General features: G+C 70.4%; 16 protein-coding genes. 9 read left to right on the top strand and 7 right to left on the bottom strand.

Features of this window, described 5'->3' with window-relative positions; all coding sequences use genetic code 11:
• Positions 1 to 53 precede the first annotated feature (53 nt).
• Entirely contained in the window at positions 54 to 632 is a 579-nt protein-coding gene (locus ACFV15_RS22760) for an HPP family protein (RefSeq protein WP_378352592.1), read from the bottom strand.
• Positions 633 to 654: 22 nt separating this feature from the next.
• The gene (locus ACFV15_RS22755) at positions 655 to 1,539 is read right to left on the bottom strand and encodes a universal stress protein (protein ID WP_378352591.1); all 885 of its coding nucleotides are present in this window, start codon (positions 1,537 to 1,539) and stop codon (positions 655 to 657) included.
• A 153-nt stretch (positions 1,540 to 1,692) separates the two neighbouring features.
• On the opposite strand from ACFV15_RS22755, the gene ACFV15_RS22750 reads away from it, so the two are divergent.
• From ACFV15_RS22750 to ACFV15_RS22710, 9 genes are all read left to right on the top strand, one after another.
• A complete protein-coding gene (locus ACFV15_RS22750) occupies positions 1,693 to 4,218 on the top strand; it encodes a cation-translocating P-type ATPase (protein ID WP_378352590.1) in 2,526 nt (841 codons plus the stop codon).
• A gap of 278 nt (positions 4,219 to 4,496) precedes the next feature.
• Entirely contained in the window at positions 4,497 to 5,885 is a 1,389-nt protein-coding gene (locus ACFV15_RS22745; protein ID WP_378352589.1) for a cytochrome ubiquinol oxidase subunit I, read from the top strand.
• Positions 5,886 to 5,901: 16 nt separating this feature from the next.
• Positions 5,902 to 6,900 (top strand): cytochrome d ubiquinol oxidase subunit II, encoded by a 999-nt coding sequence (gene cydB, locus ACFV15_RS22740; RefSeq protein WP_378352588.1) that lies wholly within the window; start codon positions 5,902 to 5,904, stop codon positions 6,898 to 6,900.
• Positions 6,840 to 10,220: a thiol reductant ABC exporter subunit CydD gene (cydD, locus tag ACFV15_RS22735; RefSeq protein ID WP_378352587.1), complete on the top strand. Its 3,381-nt coding sequence runs from the start codon at positions 6,840 to 6,842 to the stop codon at positions 10,218 to 10,220. The genes cydB and cydD overlap by 61 nt, the downstream gene beginning before the upstream one ends.
• A complete protein-coding gene (locus ACFV15_RS22730) occupies positions 10,217 to 11,560 on the top strand; it encodes a wax ester/triacylglycerol synthase domain-containing protein (RefSeq protein ID WP_378352586.1) in 1,344 nt (447 codons plus the stop codon). Before cydD ends, ACFV15_RS22730 begins: the two co-directional genes overlap by 4 nt.
• Complete coding sequence (locus ACFV15_RS22725; RefSeq protein ID WP_378352585.1) at positions 11,560 to 12,009, top strand: hypothetical protein; 450 nt, start codon at positions 11,560 to 11,562, stop codon at positions 12,007 to 12,009. The genes ACFV15_RS22730 and ACFV15_RS22725 overlap by 1 nt, the downstream gene beginning before the upstream one ends.
• A 64-nt stretch (positions 12,010 to 12,073) precedes the next feature.
• Entirely contained in the window at positions 12,074 to 12,772 is a 699-nt protein-coding gene (locus tag ACFV15_RS22720) for a response regulator transcription factor (protein ID WP_378352584.1), read from the top strand.
• Entirely contained in the window at positions 12,769 to 14,151 is a 1,383-nt protein-coding gene (locus tag ACFV15_RS22715) for an ATP-binding protein (RefSeq protein WP_378352583.1), read from the top strand. Before ACFV15_RS22720 ends, ACFV15_RS22715 begins: the two co-directional genes overlap by 4 nt.
• Before the next feature lie 64 nt (positions 14,152 to 14,215).
• The gene (locus tag ACFV15_RS22710; protein WP_378352582.1) at positions 14,216 to 14,722 is read left to right on the top strand and encodes a DUF2231 domain-containing protein; all 507 of its coding nucleotides are present in this window, start codon (positions 14,216 to 14,218) and stop codon (positions 14,720 to 14,722) included.
• Positions 14,723 to 14,730: 8 nt separating this feature from the next.
• Here the strand turns inward: ACFV15_RS22710 and ACFV15_RS22705 are convergent, their stop codons facing one another.
• The 5 genes from ACFV15_RS22705 to ACFV15_RS22685 form a co-directional block, all read right to left on the bottom strand.
• Positions 14,731 to 15,201, bottom strand: coding sequence for a GyrI-like domain-containing protein (locus ACFV15_RS22705; RefSeq protein WP_378352581.1), 471 nt, complete (start codon positions 15,199 to 15,201; stop codon positions 14,731 to 14,733).
• An 87-nt stretch (positions 15,202 to 15,288) separates the two neighbouring features.
• Entirely contained in the window at positions 15,289 to 15,888 is a 600-nt protein-coding gene (locus ACFV15_RS22700) for a DUF47 domain-containing protein (protein ID WP_378352580.1), read from the bottom strand.
• Positions 15,885 to 16,889 carry an anion permease gene (locus ACFV15_RS22695; protein ID WP_378352579.1) on the bottom strand — a complete coding sequence of 335 codons (1,005 nt, stop codon included), beginning with the start codon at positions 16,887 to 16,889 and terminating at the stop codon, positions 15,885 to 15,887. The genes ACFV15_RS22700 and ACFV15_RS22695 overlap by 4 nt, the downstream gene beginning before the upstream one ends.
• A complete protein-coding gene (locus ACFV15_RS22690; protein WP_378352578.1) occupies positions 16,889 to 17,782 on the bottom strand; it encodes a universal stress protein in 894 nt (297 codons plus the stop codon). Before ACFV15_RS22690 ends, ACFV15_RS22695 begins: the two co-directional genes overlap by 1 nt.
• Positions 17,779 to 18,399 carry an HPP family protein gene (locus ACFV15_RS22685; protein ID WP_378352577.1) on the bottom strand — a complete coding sequence of 207 codons (621 nt, stop codon included), beginning with the start codon at positions 18,397 to 18,399 and terminating at the stop codon, positions 17,779 to 17,781. The genes ACFV15_RS22690 and ACFV15_RS22685 overlap by 4 nt, the downstream gene beginning before the upstream one ends.
• Positions 18,400 to 18,418 lie beyond the last annotated feature (19 nt).

Here is an 18,418-nt window from a genome sequence, read left to right as displayed (position 1 = left end):
TTGGGGTCGTGAGTGGTATGGCCGGTTAGAACCGGCCATACCACTCACGAGTCCTAGCGGGTCACCTCGCCGACGTGGCATCGGGCGCCGAGCACGCCGGGAACGCCTTCGGCGAGCACGACCGCCACCTGGCGGTCCTGTTCGCTGTCGAAGCGGTCGATGATGGTGGCCTGGCCGTCGCGCACATCCACGATCCACCTGGCACGCCCGCCGAAGACCGCGAGCCGGTCCCGGATGTCCCGCGCGAGTACCTGGTCGGCCCTGGCCAGCGCGCGCAGGAAGTCGCGGCGGCTCACCACGCCCGCGAGCTCGCCGCGGTCCAGCACCGGGATGGTCCGGATCCCGTGCTCCAGCATGGTCCTCGCCAGCTCGGCGACGTTCGACTCCACGTCGGCGGTCATCGCCGGTGTGGTCATCACGTCCCCGACGACACGACCTGGCGCTGAAGGTTCGGCGGGGAAACGGTCGGCCAGGAAGTCGGCCTCGGTCACCATGCCGGCGAGCCTTTCGTCATCGTCGAGCACGGGGCAGCCGGTGAACCCGCGCTCGGCCAGCAGCTTCTCCGCCTCCCGCACCGGTGTTCCCGTGGTGACCGTGACCACCGGCGAACTCATGATGTCGCGTGCGCGCATTGTCTCTCCTTGTCTCGACCGATCACCGAACCTTCTCGCCGGAACGCGCCACCAGCACCGGGCACAGCGCGTGCGACAGCACCGTCTGGCTGGTCGAACCCAGCAGAAGTCCTTTGAGGCCACCGCGGCCGCGACTGCCGACGACGATCAGCTGGGCCTGATCGGCCAAGTCGAGCAAGCGGTCGGCGGGGCGTCCGCGCGCGATGCGGCGCTCGACGGCGACGTCCGGGTACTTCACCTGCCAGAACGCGAGGCGCTGGGCCAGCAGGTCGTCCTCGTGCGTCTCGACGTCGTGCTGGTCCAGTGGCCAGTTGATCTCGTGATCGTCCCAGCTGTGCACGGCGATCAGCCGCGCGCCACGGCGGGCCGCCTCCTCGAAGGCGATCTCCAGTGCTTCCTCGCTCGACGGCGGGTGGTCGACGCCGACCACCACCGGTCCCTCCGTGGGCGGGAGATCCTCGGCATCGGGTACCCGCACCACCACGACCGGGCACCGCGCGTGCGCGGCGAGCGCGACCACGACGGAGCCGACAGCGATCCGGTCCAGCGGGCGCGGCTGACGTCCGCCGAGCACCAGCAGGCTCGCGGCCCTCGACTCCTCCCGCAGCGCTTCGGCGACCTTTCCCTGATCGAGCCTGAGCTCCGGGATGACCTCGGACGCGGTTTCCCTGACCACCTCGCGCGCCTCGCGGAGCAACCGGTGACCACGCATCAGCTCCATCTCGCGCAGGTCGTAGTGCGCAGGCTGATATCTGGGATAGACGGTCACTTCCAGGTCTACGACGTGCACGATCCTCAGTGCGCGGCCACTGGCCGCGGCTTCGGCGGCCGCCCAGCGCAGCGCGCAGGTCGCGGCGACGGAACCGTCGGCGCCGACGACGATCGGGTACAGCGGGTTGTCGGGCATGGTTCCGCCTTCACAGAGCAGCCTTTTCCCGAAAGTACGGCGGATCCTCGACAGTCTCGCCAGGCGTTGGTCGCCGGGCGTGGGGACCTTCGACTCCAGCGCTCCAGCTGACCTCCGGCGAAAGTGGTGGCGACAGCGACCCCGGGAGGGCATGTGGATACGGGACGCCGGGACCGCCCCGCGCACACCTTGACCATCGCGGAGGCGACCGAGCGGCTGGGAGCCGATCCCCGGTTGGGTTTGACCGAACGGGAAGCTGCCGAGCGCAACGTCCACTTCGGACTGAACGTGCTGCCGTCCGGTCGCGGCACCAGCGCGCTCGGCAGGCTGCTGCGGCAGCTGCGGGACCCGCTCATCTACGTGCTGCTCGGTTCGTGCGCGGTGACGCTGACGCTCGGCCAGCTGGTCGATTCCGGGGTCATCCTCGGTGTCGTGGTGCTCAACGCCGTCATCGGGTATCTGCAGGAATCACGGGCGGAACGTGCGCTGGACGCGCTCGCCCGGATGGTCCCGGCCGAAGCCATGGTGCTGCGCGACGGCGTGTCCCGGCGAATTCCGGCGGAACGGCTCACGCCCGGCGATGTCGTCCTGTTCCGGGCAGGCGACAAGGTCGCCGCCGACTGCCTGCTCATCTCGGCACAGGACCTCCAGATCGACGAGTCCGCGCTGACCGGGGAAGCCGCGCCGGTGTCGAAGGAGCCGTCGGTGCTGGCCGCGGACACGATGCTCGCCGAGCGCCGGAACACCGCGCACGCGGGCACCGTCGTCACCAGGGGCGAGGGCACCGCGATCGTCGGCGCGATCGGCTCGGCGACCGAACTCGGGCTGATCAACCAGCTGATGGGCGCCACCGGAGTGCCGCCGACACCGCTGACGCGCAAGATCGCCGGGTTCAGCCGCAGGCTCTCGCTGGTCATCGTCGCGCTGGCCGTCGTCATGTTCGTGATCGGGCTGCTGCGCGACCACCCGGCCGGTGAGATGTTCACCGCCTCGGTGGCGATGGCCGTCGGCGCGATCCCCGAAGGGCTGCCCGCCGCGGTGACGATCACGCTCGCGATCGGGGTCGTCCGGATGGCCAGGCGCAACGCGATCATCCGCAGGCTGCCGTCCGTGGAGACCCTCGGCAGCACCACCGTCATCTGCACCGACAAGACCGGCACGCTGACGGCGAACCGGATGACGGTGACCACCGTGCTCGGCGAGGAAACGCTGCTGGCCGGGATCCTGTGCAACGACGCCGAGCCCGGCGACGGCGACCCGACCGAGACCGCCTTGCTCACCTCGGCCGCCGAAGCCGGGCTGGACATCGCGGCGATCCGGGCGGCCAACCCGCGGACGGCCGCGCTGCCCTTCGAATCCGGGCGCAACCTGATGGCGACCGTGCATCGAGCCCAGGACGGCTCCCTGACCGGCTACGTCAAGGGCGCGCCGGAGAAGGTACTCGCCCTGTGCCACTCACTCGACAAGCTCGGGACCGCCGAAACCCTCGCACGAGAAGGATTGCGTGTACTGGCCTTCGCCAGGTTCACTCCCGGAGCCGGCGAGCCGTTTCCAGGCGATGAGCCGCCGGACGGGCTGACGCTGCTGGGTTTCCAGGCCATGCACGACCCGCCCAGGCCCGAAGCGCTCGACGCTGTCGCCGCGTGCCGGGAGGCGGGCATCGAGGTCAAGATGATCACCGGCGACCATCCGGAGACCGCACGGGCGATCGCGAAAGCCTTCACACTCACCGAGGGCGAACCGACAGTGATGAGCGGCGCCGAGATCGCTGCCGCGTCGGACGACGTGCTCGCGGCCGCGTCCGTGTTCGCACGGGTGTCGCCGGAACAGAAGCTCCGGCTCGTCACGCTGCTGCGCGACCGCGGCCACGTCGTGGCGATGACCGGTGACGGCGTCAACGACGCGCCCGCACTGCGGAAGGCCGACATCGGCGTCGCGATGGGCCTCGGCGGCACCGAGGTCGCCAAGGAGGCGGCCGACATGATCCTCGCCGACGACGACTTCGCGACCATCGAAGCCGCCGTCGAGGAAGGCCGCGCGGTGTTCGACAACATCCGCAAGTTCATGGCTTGGACGCTGCCGACCAACATCGCCGAGGGACTCGTCATCCTGGCCGCGATCGTGACGGGCGCGACGTTGCCGATGCTCCCGGTGCAGGTGCTGTGGATCAACATGACGACCGCCGTGTTCCTCGGCTTGCCGCTCGCCTTCGAGCCCAAGGAGCCCGGGATCATGAACCGTCGCCCGCGCGATCCGCGGCAGCGAATGCTGACCGCCGATCTGCTACGGCGGATCACACTGGTGTCGATCATCCTGGTGGCGGGTTCGTTCGCGGTGTTCACCTGGCAACAGCGGGCAGGCGCCACGGCCGCCGAAGCACGCTCGGTCACGATCACGGTCTTCGTCTTCGCACAGATCGCCTATCTGGTCAGCTGCCGCTCGCTCGACCGGCTCCGGCCGCGTGGGTGGAACCCGTGGCTGCTCGGCGGGGTCGGGATCATGCTCGTGCTACAGCTGTCGTTCCTCTATATGCCGGTGATGAACTCGCTGTTCCACAGTGCGCCGCTGCCGCTCGCCGCCTGGCCATGGGTACTCGGGCTGGCGCTGGTCGCCTATCTGGTCGCTGAGGCTGACAAATTCTTGTGGCAGAAAGGGCTCGTGAGTGTTGCGGGCGGTTAGACCCCAATGCCGGTAGTTGACGCTTGGCCTGAACTGCCAAGCGGCGCGAAACCCGAGCTCGTGCGGGTTCTGGACGGAACGAACGGGGCTCATGTGTCGTCAACGGCGTTCCCCTGTCCGGCTCGCGCCGGGCGTCCGTGCCCAGACAACTGCGGACTCCGCGCCTGCCGATGCGGGCGGAAAGCCTGGAAGGCCGGGACCAAAGACCCTCTCGGGACATCCGGCTCGTCACGGATGCTGCCAGCGGCATCGGTTCGCACGCACGATCAGGAGATCCCATGAGCAGCTTGGATGTAGCGCGGTGGCAGTTCGGGATCACCACCGTCTATCACTTCCTGTTCGTGCCGCTGACCATCGGACTGTCCTTTGTGGTCGCCGGGATGCAGACCGCGTGGGTGCGCACCGGCAAGCAGCAGTACCTGCGGATGACGAAGTTCTGGGGGAAGCTGTTCCTCATCAACTTCGCCATGGGCGTGGCGACCGGGATCGTGCAGGAGTTCCAGTTCGGGATGAACTGGAGCGACTACAGCACCTTCGTCGGTGACATCTTCGGGGCGCCGCTGGCGATCGAGGGGCTGCTCGCGTTCTTCATGGAGTCGACGTTCCTCGGCCTGTGGATCTTCGGGTGGGACCGGCTGCCGAAACGGCTGCACCTGGCCACCATCTGGCTCGCCGCGACCGGGACGGTGCTCTCGGCCTACTTCATCCTCGCCGCGAACTCGTGGATGCAGCACCCGGTCGGCTCGGTGGTGAACACGGCCACCGGACGCGCCGAGCTCAAGGACTTCGGCGCTGTGCTCACCAACTCGACCGCCATCGGCGCGTTCACCCACACGATCACCGCGTGCTTCCTCACCGCGGGCATGTTCGTGGCCGGGATCAGCGCGTGGCAGCTCAAGCGCCGCCGGGCCGAGGACGTGTTCCGGCCATCGATGCGGGTCGCGCTGATCACCGTGCTGATCGCCGGCCTCGGCGTGATCGTCACCGGTGATCTGCAGGCCAGGCTCATGACGCAGCAGCAGCCGATGAAGATGGCCGCCGCCGAAGCGCTCTACGACACCGTCGGCCCGGCTTCGTTCTCGCTGTTCACGATCGGCTCGCTCGACGGGTCGCAGGAGAAGTTCAGCATCCGCGTGCCCGGCGTGCTCTCGTTCATGGCGACCGGCGAGCTGGACGGCACGGTCGAGGGCATCAACAACATCCAAACAGCCGAAGAGCAGCAGTACGGTCCTGGCGACTACAAGCCGAACATCCCGGTCAGCTACTGGACGTTCCGGCTGATGATCGGCTTCGGATTCCTGATGGCCCTGCTCTCGGCGGTCGGGCTGTGGCTGTTCCGGCGCGGGCGCACACCACGCCAACGCTGGTTCTTCACCGCGGCGACACTCGGGATCGCACTGCCGTTCCTCGCCAACAGCGTCGGCTGGATCTTCACCGAGATGGGACGCCAGCCATGGTCGGTGTACGGCGTGCTGCGCACCGCCGACTCGGTCTCGCCCACGGTGTCGACCGGGAACATGCTGCTCTCGCTGATCGTGCTGACCGTCCTTTATGGAGTGCTGGCGGTCGTCGACGGGTACCTGATGGTCCGCTACGCCAAGGCCGGGCCGCCCGAACCGGCCGAAGCCGACGACACCGAGCCGCGCCAAGCGGTCTTCACCTACTGAGCGGACTGGAGTGATCATGGGACTCACCGACATCTGGTTCGTGCTCATCGCGGTCCTGTGGACCGGCTACTTCGTGCTGGAAGGCTTCGACTTCGGGCTCGGCATGCTGCTCGGCGTGCTCGGCCGCGACAACACCGACCGGCGGGTGCTGATCAACACCATCGGCCCGGTCTGGGACGGCAACGAGGTCTGGCTGCTCGTCGCGGGCGGCGCGACGTTCGCCGCGTTCCCGCTGTGGTACTCGAGCCTGTTCTCCGGGTTCTACCTGGCACTGTTGCTGATCCTGGTCGCGCTGATCCTGCGCGGGGTCGCGTTCGAGTTCCGAGGCAAAGTCGACAGCGACCGCTGGCGCGCCGGCTGGGACTACGTGATCATGTTCGGCTCGGGCGTGCCGGCCCTGCTCTGGGGCGTCGCGTTCGGCAACATCGTGCGCGGAGTCCCGCTCGACGCGAAACACCACTTCACCGGCACGTTCTTCACCCTGCTCAACCCGTACGCCCTGCTCGGCGGACTCGCCACGCTCAGCGTGTTCGCGCTGCACGGCGCGGTGTTCACGGCCTTGAAGACCACCGGTTCGCTGCGGCTGAACGCGCGTGACCTGTGCTGGCCGCTCGGTGGCGCCGCCACCGCCTGCGGCGGCGGATTCCTCGCCTGGACGGCGATCGAGCACGGCGGCTGGACCTGGCTCAGCGTAGGCCTCGCGGCGGCACTGCTCGTCGCAGGTGTCGCACTCGCGCTGCGCAACCGCGAGGGATACGCGTTCCTGTGCACAGCGCTGGCGATCATCGCGTTCACCGTGACGCTGTTCGGTGCGCTGTACCCGAACGTGCTGCCGTCGACCACCGATCCTGCGTTCAGCCTGACCACGACGAACGCGGCGTCTACGCCGTACACCTTGCAGATCATGACCTGGGTGGCGGTCGCGTTCACCCCGATCGTGCTCGCCTACCAGGCGTGGACGTACTGGGTGTTCCGCCGCCGAGTCACCCGCGCGTCGATCCCGGCAGAGCACTGATGCGGCCCCTCGACCCGCGGCTGCTGCGTCAGGCCGGTGCGGCCCGGCCGTTCATCATCGCCTGCGCAGCGCTCGGTGTCGCGACCGCGGCGCTCGTGTTGGCGCAAGCCGAGCTCCTGGCGAAGGCGATCACGGACGCCTTCCTCGGCGGGGCCGGGCTTGCCGCGCTGGCATTGCCGATCGGGCTGCTGGCCGCGGTCGTGCTCGCCCGAGCCGGGATCGCCTGGCTGTCCGAGACGACGGCGCACCGCGCGTCGGCGAACGTGCTCTCGCAGCTTCGGCAGTCGGTGGTCGCGGCCGCGTTGCGGCTGGGCCCGAGACGTGGCGACCACTCCCCCGCCGAACTCGCCACGCTCGCGACGCGAGGTGTGGATCGGCTGGACGGATACTTCGCCCGGTACCTGCCGCAACTGCTGATCGCGGCGGTCGTGCCCGCGGTGGTCGGCGCGCGGATCCTGCTGGCCGACTGGGTCGCGGCGGTGATCGTCGGCGTGACGGTGCCGCTGATCCCGATCTTCATGATCCTGATCGGGCTGTACACCCAGCGCGATGTCCGCCGTCAATGGCGCGCGCTTTCCGTGCTGGGCAATCACTTTCTCGACCTGGTCGCCGGGCTGGCCGTGCTGACCGCGTTCGGCAGGGCACGCGCGCAGATCCGCTCGCTGCGGGAGATCACCGAGAAGTACCGGACCAGGACCATGCGGACGCTGCGGGTGGCGTTCCTGTCCGCGCTCGCACTGGAACTGCTCGCGACGCTGTCCGTCGCCGTCGTCGCGGTGTCGATCGGACTGCGGCTGCTCGCCGGTGAACTCGACCTGCGCACCGCGCTTGTCGTCCTGATCCTCGCGCCCGAGGTGTATTTGCCGCTGCGCGCCGTCGGCGCCCGCTTCCACGACAGCGCCGAAGGTCTCGCCGCGGCCGAGGAGATCATCGCGCTCACCGAAACGTCCACCGAGGACGCTTCCGGTGTTCCCGGGTTCGGGCGGATCAGCCTGGTTGGGGTCACCGTGAAGGGGCGCTCCGGTCCAGTACTCGACGGATTCTCGCTGCGGATCGAGCCGGGCGAGATCATCGGGATCACCGGACCCAGCGGCGCCGGCAAGTCGACCCTGCTGGATCTGCTGCTCGGCTGGCGGCAACCCGACGCCGGGAAAGTACTGGTCAACGGCATCGATCTCGGTGACCTGGATCGCGCGGCGTGGCAGCGGCTGATCGCCTGGGTGCCGCAACAGCCGAATCTCGTCGCGGGCACTGTCGCCGCGAACATCCGGCTCGGCAAGCCCGGCGCGAGCGACGCCGAGGTCGAGGCCGCGGCGGCCGAGGCCTCGCTCGACGTCCCGCTCGGCCGCGAAGTCGGGGAACTCGGGGCGGGGCTGTCCACCGGTCAGCGCCGCCGGGTCGCGCTGGCGCGTGCCGTGCTGCTCGATCGCCCGCTCCTGTTGCTGGATGAGCCCACCGAAGGCGTCGACGGCGGTACCGAGGTCGCCATCCTCGAGCGGCTGCCGGTCGTGCTGGCCGGTCGGACCGCCGTGATCGTCACGCACCACGAGACGGTGCTGGGGCTTTGCGACCGGGTCATCAGCCTGGCCGGCGTCACGACGGCGCCGCTGTCTGCCGCCCCCGTGGCGCCGAAGGCCCCTTCCCGACCGGGTTCGGTGCCGTCGACAGTCGCGGAGTCCATTTCGGACACCTCGGGGTCGAAATGGCGGCCACTGCTCGACGCCATCCGTCCACATCGGATCCGGCTGGCCGCGGCCTGCCTCGCCGCGACCGCGGCTTTGGGCTGCGGGGTCGCGCTCACGGCGACATCGTCCTGGCTGATCGCGAGCGCGGCACTGCACCCTCCAGTACTGAGCCTGATGGTGGCGATCGTCGCGGTTCGCGCGTTCGGTCTCGCCAAGGGAATCCTGCGCTACGCCGAACGGCTGCTCTCGCACGACATCGCGCTGCGGGTACTCACAGACCTTCGGGTGCGCGTGTGGGAGACGCTGGTCCGGATCGGGCCCGCGGTCACCGAGCGGATGCGCCGGGGCGACCTGCTGCACCGGCTGGTGTCCGATGTGGACAGCCAGCAGGATGTGCTCGTCCGCGGCCTGGTGCCCGGCGTATCCACGTTCCTGGTGCTCGCCGCGACCGCTACCGGGCTCGGCCTGGTGCTGCCTGGCGCGGGCGCCGTCGCGGCGGCGGGGCTGCTCATCGCCGGTGTGCTGGCGCCCATGGTGTCGGCGGCCAGCGCGCGCCGGGCTCAGGCACGGACCTCGCGGCTGCGCGCCGAAGTCGCCGCGGGCACGGTGGAACTACTCCAGGCTTCGGCCGATCTCCTCGCGTTCGACGCGGCCGCCGGACGCCACGCCGCGCTCCGGGCACTCGACGCCCAGCTCACCGAAACCGCGCGCTCCACAGCGGCCAAGCGTGGCCTGAGCGGCGGAATCGCGGTACTCGGCGTCGGCCTGACCTCGGTGTCCTGCCTGATACTCGGCATACTCGCCGGAGTGCCGGGCCCGGCGCTCGCGGTGCTCGCGTTGACTCCGCTGGCGACGGCCGAACTCGTCAACGGGCTGCCCGAGGCCGCGGAACGCCTGCTCGGCGCCGGCCACGCCGCCCAGCGGCTCACCGACCTCGACGCGACCCCGACGCCCCACTCCGAACCCGCCGCGCCCCAGCCGGCACACGCCGCGACGATGCTCGCGGCGCGCACGCTTTCCGTGCGGTGGCCAGGATCCGAGACCGATGTGGTCCGTGACCTCGACCTCGAGATCGGCGCGCACCAGAGCGTTGTGGTCACCGGTCCTTCCGGCGCGGGGAAGAGCACCCTCATCGCGGCCTTCCTGCGCTACCTCGACCCGTCGTCAGGGCAGGTGCTGCTCGACGGCACGGACACCAAGGTGTACTCCGGCGACTCGGTCCGGGAGCAGCTGGCGTGGTGCGGCTCGGACGCGCACCTGTTCGACAGCACGCTCCGGGAGAACCTGCGGCTCGCCAAACCCGACGCCACCACCGAGGAACTGCTGGCCTGCCTGGGCCGGGCTCAGCTCGGCTCGTGGCTGAGCGGTCTGCCCGACGGGCTCGACACCGCGCTGGGCGCACACGGAACGCCGATCTCGGGCGGTGAACGCCAGCGGCTCGCCGTCGCGCGTGCGCTGCTGCCGGACCGCCCGATCCTGCTGCTGGACGAACCGACCGCCCATCTCGACGCGCCGACCGCGGCCGCGCTCGCGTCGGACATTCTCGCGGCCACCCAAGACAAAACGACGATCGTGGTGACCCACCGCCCTGCCGAGTTCCCCGGCCTGACCAGCGTCGCGCTCGACCGCCCATGAGCGCCGCGGTCGAGCGCGCGAGTTCGACGGACCGCGCGTTCCTGGCGATGGACACCCCCGGCGAGCCGGAGCAGTTCGGCGTGATCCTCACGTTGGGCAAGGCGGACGGACTCGACCTGGCAGGCGTCCGGCGGCTGATCGCCGACCGTGTTCCGGCCGTTCCCCGGCTGCGCCAGGTATTGGTGCGGGCGCCGTTCGGCGGCGGTGGCCCGATCTGGGTCGACGACAGCGGGTTCGACGTCCGCGGACAGGTCCGGGCCACCGTCTGTGCCGCGCCGGGTGATGAGCAGGCGCTGTTGGACACCGGCCTCGCGGTGGTCGCCACCCCGCTGCCGAGGGACGGGCCGTTGTGGTCGGCGGTGCTCGTGACCGGGCTCGACGGCGGTGGCGTCGCACTGGTCATCGTGCTCCACCACGTGCTGGCCGACGGAATCGGCGGTCTCACCGTGCTGTCGAAGCTGGTGGATCCCGGAGCCGTCACGGCCGAAGCGGCTTTCCCGAGCGACAGGCCGTCGACCGCGCGGCTCGTCGCCGACGCCTGGTCGGCGCGGCTGGGCGCGGTGCGCCGGAGTGGCCGTGCGCTCCGGACGCTGTGGGCGTCGACCTCGGCGGCCGGAGGCCTGCGCCCGCCACGAGCCGCACCTTGTTCGCTGATCGGGCCGTCCGGGCCCGGCCTTCGCCTGGCGGTGGTCCGCGCCGACCTCGCCGCGCTCAGGACGGCCGCGCACCGCCGCGGCGCCTCGGTGAACGACGCGGTGCTGGTCGCCGTGGCGGGCGCACTGCACCGGCTGCTGGAGACACGCGGGCAATCGGTCGGCACCTTCGTTGTCACGGTGCCGGTGTCCGGCAGGCATGCGAACGGCGACCCGGCGCTGGGCAACCTGGTCAGCCCGTTGCTGGTGGCTGTCCCCGGCACCGGTGACGTGATCGGACGGCTCGAGCGGGTCGCGGCCGAGGTCCGCGCCACCAAGGCGGCCGCGACCGGGCCACCGCCGATCGCGGTGCTGGGCGGTCCGTTCCGGCTGCTGGCCGCACTCGGCGGCTACCGGTGGTACCTGCGCCATCAACGCCGGATGCACACGCTGGTCAGTCACGTGCGCGGGCCGGACGAGCCGCTCACCTTCGGCGGGGTCCCGATCGATTCGGCGATCCCGGTCGGGACAGGCGACAGCGGGAACATGACGGTCTTCTTCGAGGCGCTCTCCTACGCGGGCACGCTGACGATCTCTGTGCTCGTGAAGGCGGACCGCTTCCCCGATCTCGGCGTCCTGCTCGACGGCCTGCGCGCCGAGCTCGGCCTCGTACTCGGTATGAACCCTGCCGGTGGGAAGGACCCGTGATGACGCGCAAGGACAAGCCCCGCCGCCCGTCTGCCGGGGCACGACGCACCGGGTACGTGATCAGCGCGCTGCTCAACGGCCTGCTGCTGGTGGCGGTCAACGGATGGCCCGGCTGGGAGGCCGTGCCGTTCCTGACCGGCGCGACACTTCAGGTGCTCGGCGTCGTCAACCTCTCCCTGGTGGTCAGCCTGGTCACCAGCCTGCTCTACCTCGGCTACGACCCCGAGTGGTTCACCGCGCTCGGCGGGCTGGCGACCGTCGGGACCGGGCTGGTCTCGACGATCCGGCTCTGGCAGGTGTTCCCGTTCGACTTCGGCGGCTACTCCTTCGACTGGCCGGTCGTACTGCGCGTCCTGCTGATCATCGGGATCGCCGGATCCGTGATCGGCGCGCTGGTCCAGCTGGGGACCCTGCTGCGTGCGGCGACCCGCCGGACGCGCCGGGCCTGAGCCCACCGCACTCTTACCGGGCTCTAACCCTTATCGCGGGCGGCACACGCACTCGCGGGGGATGATGACCGGCGTGGCACATCGCGTCTTGATCGCCGACGACGACCGGGCGATCCGGGAGTCGCTGCTCCGGGCACTGGAGCTCGAGCACTACCAGGTCACGGTCGTCGCCGACGGGGTGGCGGCGTTGACCACCGCGCGGCGCGAGACCTTCGACGTGCTCATCATCGACGTGATGATGCCCGGGGTCGACGGGCTGGGCGTGTGCCGGGTGCTGCGAGCCGACGGCGACCACACCCCGGTCCTGATGCTCACCGCGCGGGTCGAGACGGCGGACCGGGTGGCCGGGCTGGACGCCGGGGCCGACGACTACCTCCCGAAACCGTTCGAGCTGGACGAATTGCTCGCCCGGTTGCGCGCGCTGCTCCGTCGCGTCCAGCCCGAAAACGGCGATGCCGCTTCACGGGTGCTGAAGCTCGGCGACCTGCGGGTCGACCCCGCCGCGCGGCGGACGTGGTGGCGTGACGACGAGATCGAGCTGTCCAAGACCGAGTTCGACCTGCTCGAACTGCTGGTGCGCAACGAGGGGATCGTGCTGGACCGCGCGACGATCTATGAGCGGATCTGGGGCTACGAATTCGGGCCGGACTCGAAGAATCTCGCCGTTTACATCAGCTACCTGCGCCGGAAGCTGGCGAAGGCGGGCGCTCCGGAGCTCATCCACACGGTGCGCGGGGTCGGCTATTCGGCGCGTCCGGCGTGAACCTGCGCGGCAAGCTCGTCGTCATCTTCGCCACCGTCGGCGCGATCGTCGCGATCCTGGTGGGATTGTTCAGCTACCAGACCGCGTCGCAGCGGATCGGCGAGCAGCTGGACCGGTCGATGCTGACGACGTACGCCCAGGTCGCGGCGGGCTCCACGGAGGTGCTCGCACCCATTCCCCTGCTGAAGAACCGCGGGAACGGTGACCACGGTGAAGCGCAGCCGATGGCGGCGCAGGCCATCGCACCGGACGGCACGGTGACCTCGATCGGGGGCAGGCCGGTCCGCTTTCCTGTCGACGACGAGGACCGGGCGCTGGCCGCTTCCGGTGCGTCGGAAGCGTTGCGCTATCAGGATCTCGTTGTCGGCCGCGACGACTACCGGGTGCTGACGGTGGCGCGGGGCGGCGGCCGTGGCGCGATCCAGCTGGGCGTCGACGTCGACGAGACGCGGCACATCCTGAACGCGCTCGCCGTCCGGGTCACCGGGGTCAGCGCGGCCGCGCTGCTCGGCGCAGCGCTGGCGGGCTGGCTCATCGCCCGCCAGCTCACACGGCGGCTCACCCGGCTGACCGGGCTGGCCGAGCAGGTCAGCGCCAGCGGCAGGCTCGACATCGAGGTGCCGACAGGCGGCCGTGACGAGGTGGGCCGCCTGGCGATGTCGTTCGACGCGATGCTCGGGCGGCTGGCTCGCGCCCGCGATGACCAGGAACGCCTGGTCCAGGACGCGGCGCACGAACTGCGCACGCCGCTGACGAGCCTGCGTACCAACGCGAGCGTGCTGCGCCGGTTCGACGAGTTGTCGGCCACGGCGCGTGCCTCGTTGCTCGACGACGTCGATGGTGAGACCAGGGAGCTCACGCATCTGGTCGACGAACTCGTCGAGCTGGCCACCCGCCAGCACGACGGCGAGGAGGCGAGGCCGGTCGAACTCGCGGTGATCGCCGAGCGGGCAGCGGCGCGGGTGCGGCGCAGGTCAGGGCGGGAGGTCGTGGTCACCGCCGACGCGACCACGGTGCTGGGCCGCCCGAAGGGGCTCGAGCGCGCGATGTCGAACCTCCTGGAGAACGCCGTGAAATTCGACGTCGACGGCACCGCTCCGGTCGAGCTGGTGATCCGTGACGGCCGGGTCGAGGTGCTCGACCGCGGGCCGGGTTTCGGCGAAGACGACGCGAGCAGGGTGTTCGACCGGTTCTACCGGACCGCGGAGGCGCGAAGCCTGCCCGGCTCCGGGCTCGGCCTGGCCATCGTGCGGGAGGTCGCGCTCGCCCACGACGGCACCGTGTTCGCCGGGGCCCGCCCCGGCGGCGGCGCGGTGGTGGGGTTCACCGTCGCGCCGATCTTCTTACCTGACTCAAAACCAGGCCACGCCGACGGCTAACCCCGTTTCGCCACAGTGGGCACATGTCCACAGCGGTACGGCCCATCTGTGACGAAGGAAGTCCATGACCACCCTGAACGGGATACCCGCGCACATCCTGCTCGTCCACGCCATCGTCGTCCTGCTCCCGCTCGCGGCGTTGCTGCTCGTGCTGTGCGCGACCTGGCCCGCCGCCCGAGCCAAGCTGGCCGGGCCGAACGCGATCCTCTCGGCGGTGGTGGTCGTGCTCGTCCCGGTGACGACGGAGGCCGGGGAATGGCTGGAACGTCGCGTCGCGTCGACGCCGCTGGTCCGCACGCACACCGAACTCGGTGACACCGCGCTCTTCGTGGCGATCCCGGTGGCGGTGCTCGCGGTGATCATGTGGTGGCGGGGCCGCGAAGCGACCTCCGGCAGGAGGGCGTTCCTGGCACCCGCTTCGACGGCGGTGAGCGTGATCATCATGGTGGTATCAGTGCTCGCCGCGGGCGCGGCGGTCTACGACGTGTACCGGATCGGCGACTCCGGGGCACAGGCCTCATGGCAGGCCAACTTCAGCCCCACCCCGGTGACCGGCAGGCAGCGGGGCTGAACGGCACGTCAGCGTGCGCGATAGGGCTGCACGATGTCGGTACGCCAGGTAGCCGGATCGGGATGCTCGTCCGGGGACGTCAGGTAAACCTCCCAGGCGTCGCCGGCGAGTTCGCCGTCATGGTCGGCCACCCATGCGGCGAGCGCGCCATAAGCGGGTTCGATCGCGTCGTACGGCCCCATGTGCGTCGTCTCGGCCGCCGGGCCGCCGGGCAGGGTGGCGGGACGCACGCCATCGGCAGGGTCGATCGCCGCCGCGACCGGGAATCCCGCTTCGATGTGGAAACGGCCTTCGGCCACCGGGTGGTAGCGCGCGAACGGCGGGCCCGCCGGCGCCAGTCCCTGGGTGGCCAGCACCTTGGCGACGGCGCCGTACTGCTGTCCCAGCCACGGACCGATCTCCGAGATCGGCAGCGTGGTTTCGGCGACGGCGGTATGTTGCTCATCGCGGGTGCGCGAGTGGATCTCGTAGTTTTGCATGACGACAGTGTCCGAGCGAGTGCCGGTGCGGCACAGGGCCGTCCGTCCCCCACACCGCGACATTGGTCCCTATGCTCCGGGCGCTCCTCACGAAATTTTGCAGACGGCGTACCAGATCCGGTGAGCGAGCCGCCCCACGGCGCCCGCGAGGTGTTCGGTGCGGCGGTAGAGCTCGCGCAGCCGGACCTCGCGGCGGATGTCGGGTTCGTTCTCCAGCGCCGCGATCGCCCGCCGGTAGGCATGATCCGCGGTGATCAGGACCGGCACCACGCGATCGGCCACACCCGCCGCCGCACCGTGCGGGAGCTTGTCCATGGCGGTGATGAGCTCGGTGTAGGCGATGCTGATCGCGGCGAGCATGGCGGCGAGGTGTTCGTCAGGGCCGGTGTGGGACAGATCGGCCTCGCGGACGAGCATGTAGGCGGCTTCGGCGATCTCGCTGAGGCGTTCGGCCAGTTCGAAGAGGTCTTCCGCTTCCAGCGGTGTGCTGAACGCTTCCCGTACCGCCATGAGCACCTCACGGCGCTGGTCCGCCTGCCGGATCAGCGCATGGCGGAGGTCCGCGGCCGCGGTGACGGAAAAGCTGTCCAGTGCGGTGATCGCCTCGCCGACGGTGGTGGCCTGGGCGCGGAGCAGGCCGAGCACATCGGGGTTCTTCGGCAGGAACCAGGCGGTCGGGAGCTTCATGCGAGCCACCTCCACAGTGGTAGCGCGGCGGCCCCGAGCAAGGCCGACGCGGGCAAGGTCACCAGCCACGCGGAACCGATCTCGCCGACGACGGCCCAGCGCACGTGCTTCCGGCGCCTGCTCGCGCCGACGCCGACGACCGACGCGGCGACGACGTGCGTGGTGCTGACCGGGGCGCCGGCCGCGGCGGCGCCGAGGATGACCGCGGCCGAACTTCCCTGACTGGCGAGACCGTCGATCGGGCGCATGCGGTAGATGCCACTGCCGACGGTCTTGACGACCCGCCAGCCGCCGAACGCGGTGCCGACGGTCAACGCGCCCGCAGCGGCGAGTTTCACCCATAGCGGCACGGCGAAAGCGTCGAGCTGGCCGGTCGCGACAAGGAGCAGGGTGATCACGCCCATCGACTTCTGCGCGTCGTTCGCGCCGTGACTGAACGCCAGCGCCGCCGCGGTCCCCCACTCGGCTCGCCGGATCGCGGACTCCGCTCGCCGCCTCGCCCGGCGTAGCGCACGCAGGGCCAGTCTGCTTGCCAGGAAACCTATTCCGCCGCCGAGCAGCGGCGAGATCGCCAGCGCGATGAGGACACCGAGCACGCCCTCGACGTGGAAACCGTCGATGCCGCCCCAGAGCACGCCGGACAGTCCGGTGGTGACCAAGCAAGCGCCGACGAGCCCGCCCACGAGTGCGTGGGACGAGCTCGACGGCAGGCCGCGCCACCAGGTGAGCAGGTTCCAGCAGATCCCGGCGGTGACCGCCGCGCCCACCGCCGGCAACACCTCGTCCGCGGGTAGCTGGACGACGCCACCGACCGTGTCCGCCACCGTCGTGCCGACGAGCAGCGGACCGGCGACATGGCAGACGGCCGCGAGCAGCAGTGCCGCGCCCGGCCTGGCCGCGCGGGTGGCGACGAGTGCCGCCACCGCGTTCGCCGAGTCGTGGAAGCCGTTGGTGAAGTCGAACACCAGGGTGATCACGACCGCCACGACCAGCGCGGTCATCAGCCCTCGTACGGGCGTGCCACCAGCACCGGGCAGGCGGCGAAGTGGACCAGCGCCTGGCTGGTCGAGCCGAGCAGCATCCCGCGGAACCCGCCACGCCCTCGGCTGCCCACCACGACGAGCTGCGCCTTCTCGGCCTGCTCGAGCAGTGCGTGACGCGGACGGTCGCGCACGAGTTCGCGGCGCACTTCGACGTCGGGGTATTTCTCGCCCCAGCCCGCCATCCGCTCGGCGAACGCCCGCTTTTCGTCCTCCTCGATGGTTTCCCATTGCACCGGCACACGGGTGGCGCCGCCGGTCGAGTCATAGGTGACGTCGGACCACGCGTGCAGCGCGACCAGCGGGGCGCCGCGCAGTGACGCTTCCTCGAAGGCGAGCGCGATCGCGTGGTCGCTGTTCGGGCCGGTGTCGACGCCGACGAGCACCGGGCCGTCGGACGGGACCTCGAGCACACCCGGCCGGTGCCGGATCACCACGACCGGGCAGTGCGCGTGGCTGATCACGGCCGCCGCGGTGGAGCCGACGAGCATGCCGGTGAACTCGCCGCGACCGGACTTGCCGACGACGACGAGCTTGGCCTCGCGAGACAGCTCGACCAGTGCCGAGGACGCCGCGATGCTCGGTATGTCGGTCGTGATCGTCAGGTCCTCCCCCACCTCGCGGGCCAGCGCGACCGACGCGTCCAGCAGCTTCGCGGCGTCTTCCTTGGCCAGTCCGATGAACGCGCCGACGCCCGACATCCCGCCGCCGCCGTAGTACAGGCCCGCGACCTGGATCGCGTGCACGATGTGCAACGGCAGCCGGCGCTGCGTGGCCAGCCGGGCGGCCCAGCGGACCGCGAGGTCCGACTCGGGCGAGCCGTCGACGCCGACCACGACCATCTGCTTGGTCATGACTGGGTTCCTTTCACGCTGGAAACGGTTTCCGCGTCGACCACGCCGGGAACGGCCAGCGCCAGCAGGGTGGCGACGTGCCGGTCGGCCTCGCTGTCGAACGCGTCCTCGATACGGACCGAGCCGTCGCGCACGTCGACCGTCCAGCGGTTCGCGCCGCCATAGATCTCCAGGCGGTGGCGGACGTCGATGGCGATCGCGTGGTCGGTCCTGGCCAGCACACGGATGATGTCGCCCCTGGTCACGATGCCGACAACGGTGCCACCGTCCACAATGGGCATCGCGCGGATGCGGGCGTCGACCAGTGCCTGGCACAGGTCGTTGACGTCGGTGCCCTGCCCCATCCCGGTGGCCGGGGTGGTCATCACCGAGCGCACGGTCATCGGGATCGACGGGTGTGTGCCGGGGCCGGTGTCGCCGTGGCGGTAGCGCGGGTCCTTCGGGATCCGGTCGCGGATCAGGTCGGCCTCGGTGACGATGCCGATGAGCTGGTCATCGTCGTCGACCACCGGCAGCGCGGTGAAACCGTGTGAGGACAGCAGACTCGCCGCCTCCTTGAGCGAGGTCTCCGGCGTCACGGTGATCACCGGTGAGCTCATCACGTCTCGGGCTCGCATGGAATTTCCTCCTGGTCGG

It is taken from the genome of Amycolatopsis sp. NPDC059657, from assembly GCF_042734395.1.
GTDB lineage: Bacteria > Actinomycetota > Actinomycetes > Mycobacteriales > Pseudonocardiaceae > Amycolatopsis.
The sequence above is the reverse complement of the archived record's forward strand: the minus strand, read 5'-3'. Positions and strand labels throughout refer to the sequence as shown.

Coding starts and splice junctions, on each gene's coding strand:
- ACFV15_RS22760 (WP_378352592.1), bottom strand. CDS start 632: ATGCGCGCACGCGACATCATGAGTTCGCCGGTGGTCACGGTCACCACG.
- ACFV15_RS22755 (WP_378352591.1), bottom strand. CDS start 1,539: ATGCCCGACAACCCGCTGTACCCGATCGTCGTCGGCGCCGACGGTTCC.
- ACFV15_RS22745 (WP_378352589.1), top strand. CDS start 4,497: ATGAGCAGCTTGGATGTAGCGCGGTGGCAGTTCGGGATCACCACCGTC.
- cydB (WP_378352588.1), top strand. CDS start 5,902: ATGGGACTCACCGACATCTGGTTCGTGCTCATCGCGGTCCTGTGGACC.
- ACFV15_RS22730 (WP_378352586.1), top strand. CDS start 10,217: ATGAGCGCCGCGGTCGAGCGCGCGAGTTCGACGGACCGCGCGTTCCTG.
- ACFV15_RS22725 (WP_378352585.1), top strand. CDS start 11,560: ATGACGCGCAAGGACAAGCCCCGCCGCCCGTCTGCCGGGGCACGACGC.
- ACFV15_RS22720 (WP_378352584.1), top strand. CDS start 12,074: ATGACCGGCGTGGCACATCGCGTCTTGATCGCCGACGACGACCGGGCG.
- ACFV15_RS22710 (WP_378352582.1), top strand. CDS start 14,216: ATGACCACCCTGAACGGGATACCCGCGCACATCCTGCTCGTCCACGCC.
- ACFV15_RS22705 (WP_378352581.1), bottom strand. CDS start 15,201: ATGCAAAACTACGAGATCCACTCGCGCACCCGCGATGAGCAACATACC.
- ACFV15_RS22700 (WP_378352580.1), bottom strand. CDS start 15,888: ATGAAGCTCCCGACCGCCTGGTTCCTGCCGAAGAACCCCGATGTGCTC.
- ACFV15_RS22695 (WP_378352579.1), bottom strand. CDS start 16,889: ATGACCGCGCTGGTCGTGGCGGTCGTGATCACCCTGGTGTTCGACTTC.
- ACFV15_RS22690 (WP_378352578.1), bottom strand. CDS start 17,782: ATGACCAAGCAGATGGTCGTGGTCGGCGTCGACGGCTCGCCCGAGTCG.
- ACFV15_RS22685 (WP_378352577.1), bottom strand. CDS start 18,399: ATGCGAGCCCGAGACGTGATGAGCTCACCGGTGATCACCGTGACGCCG.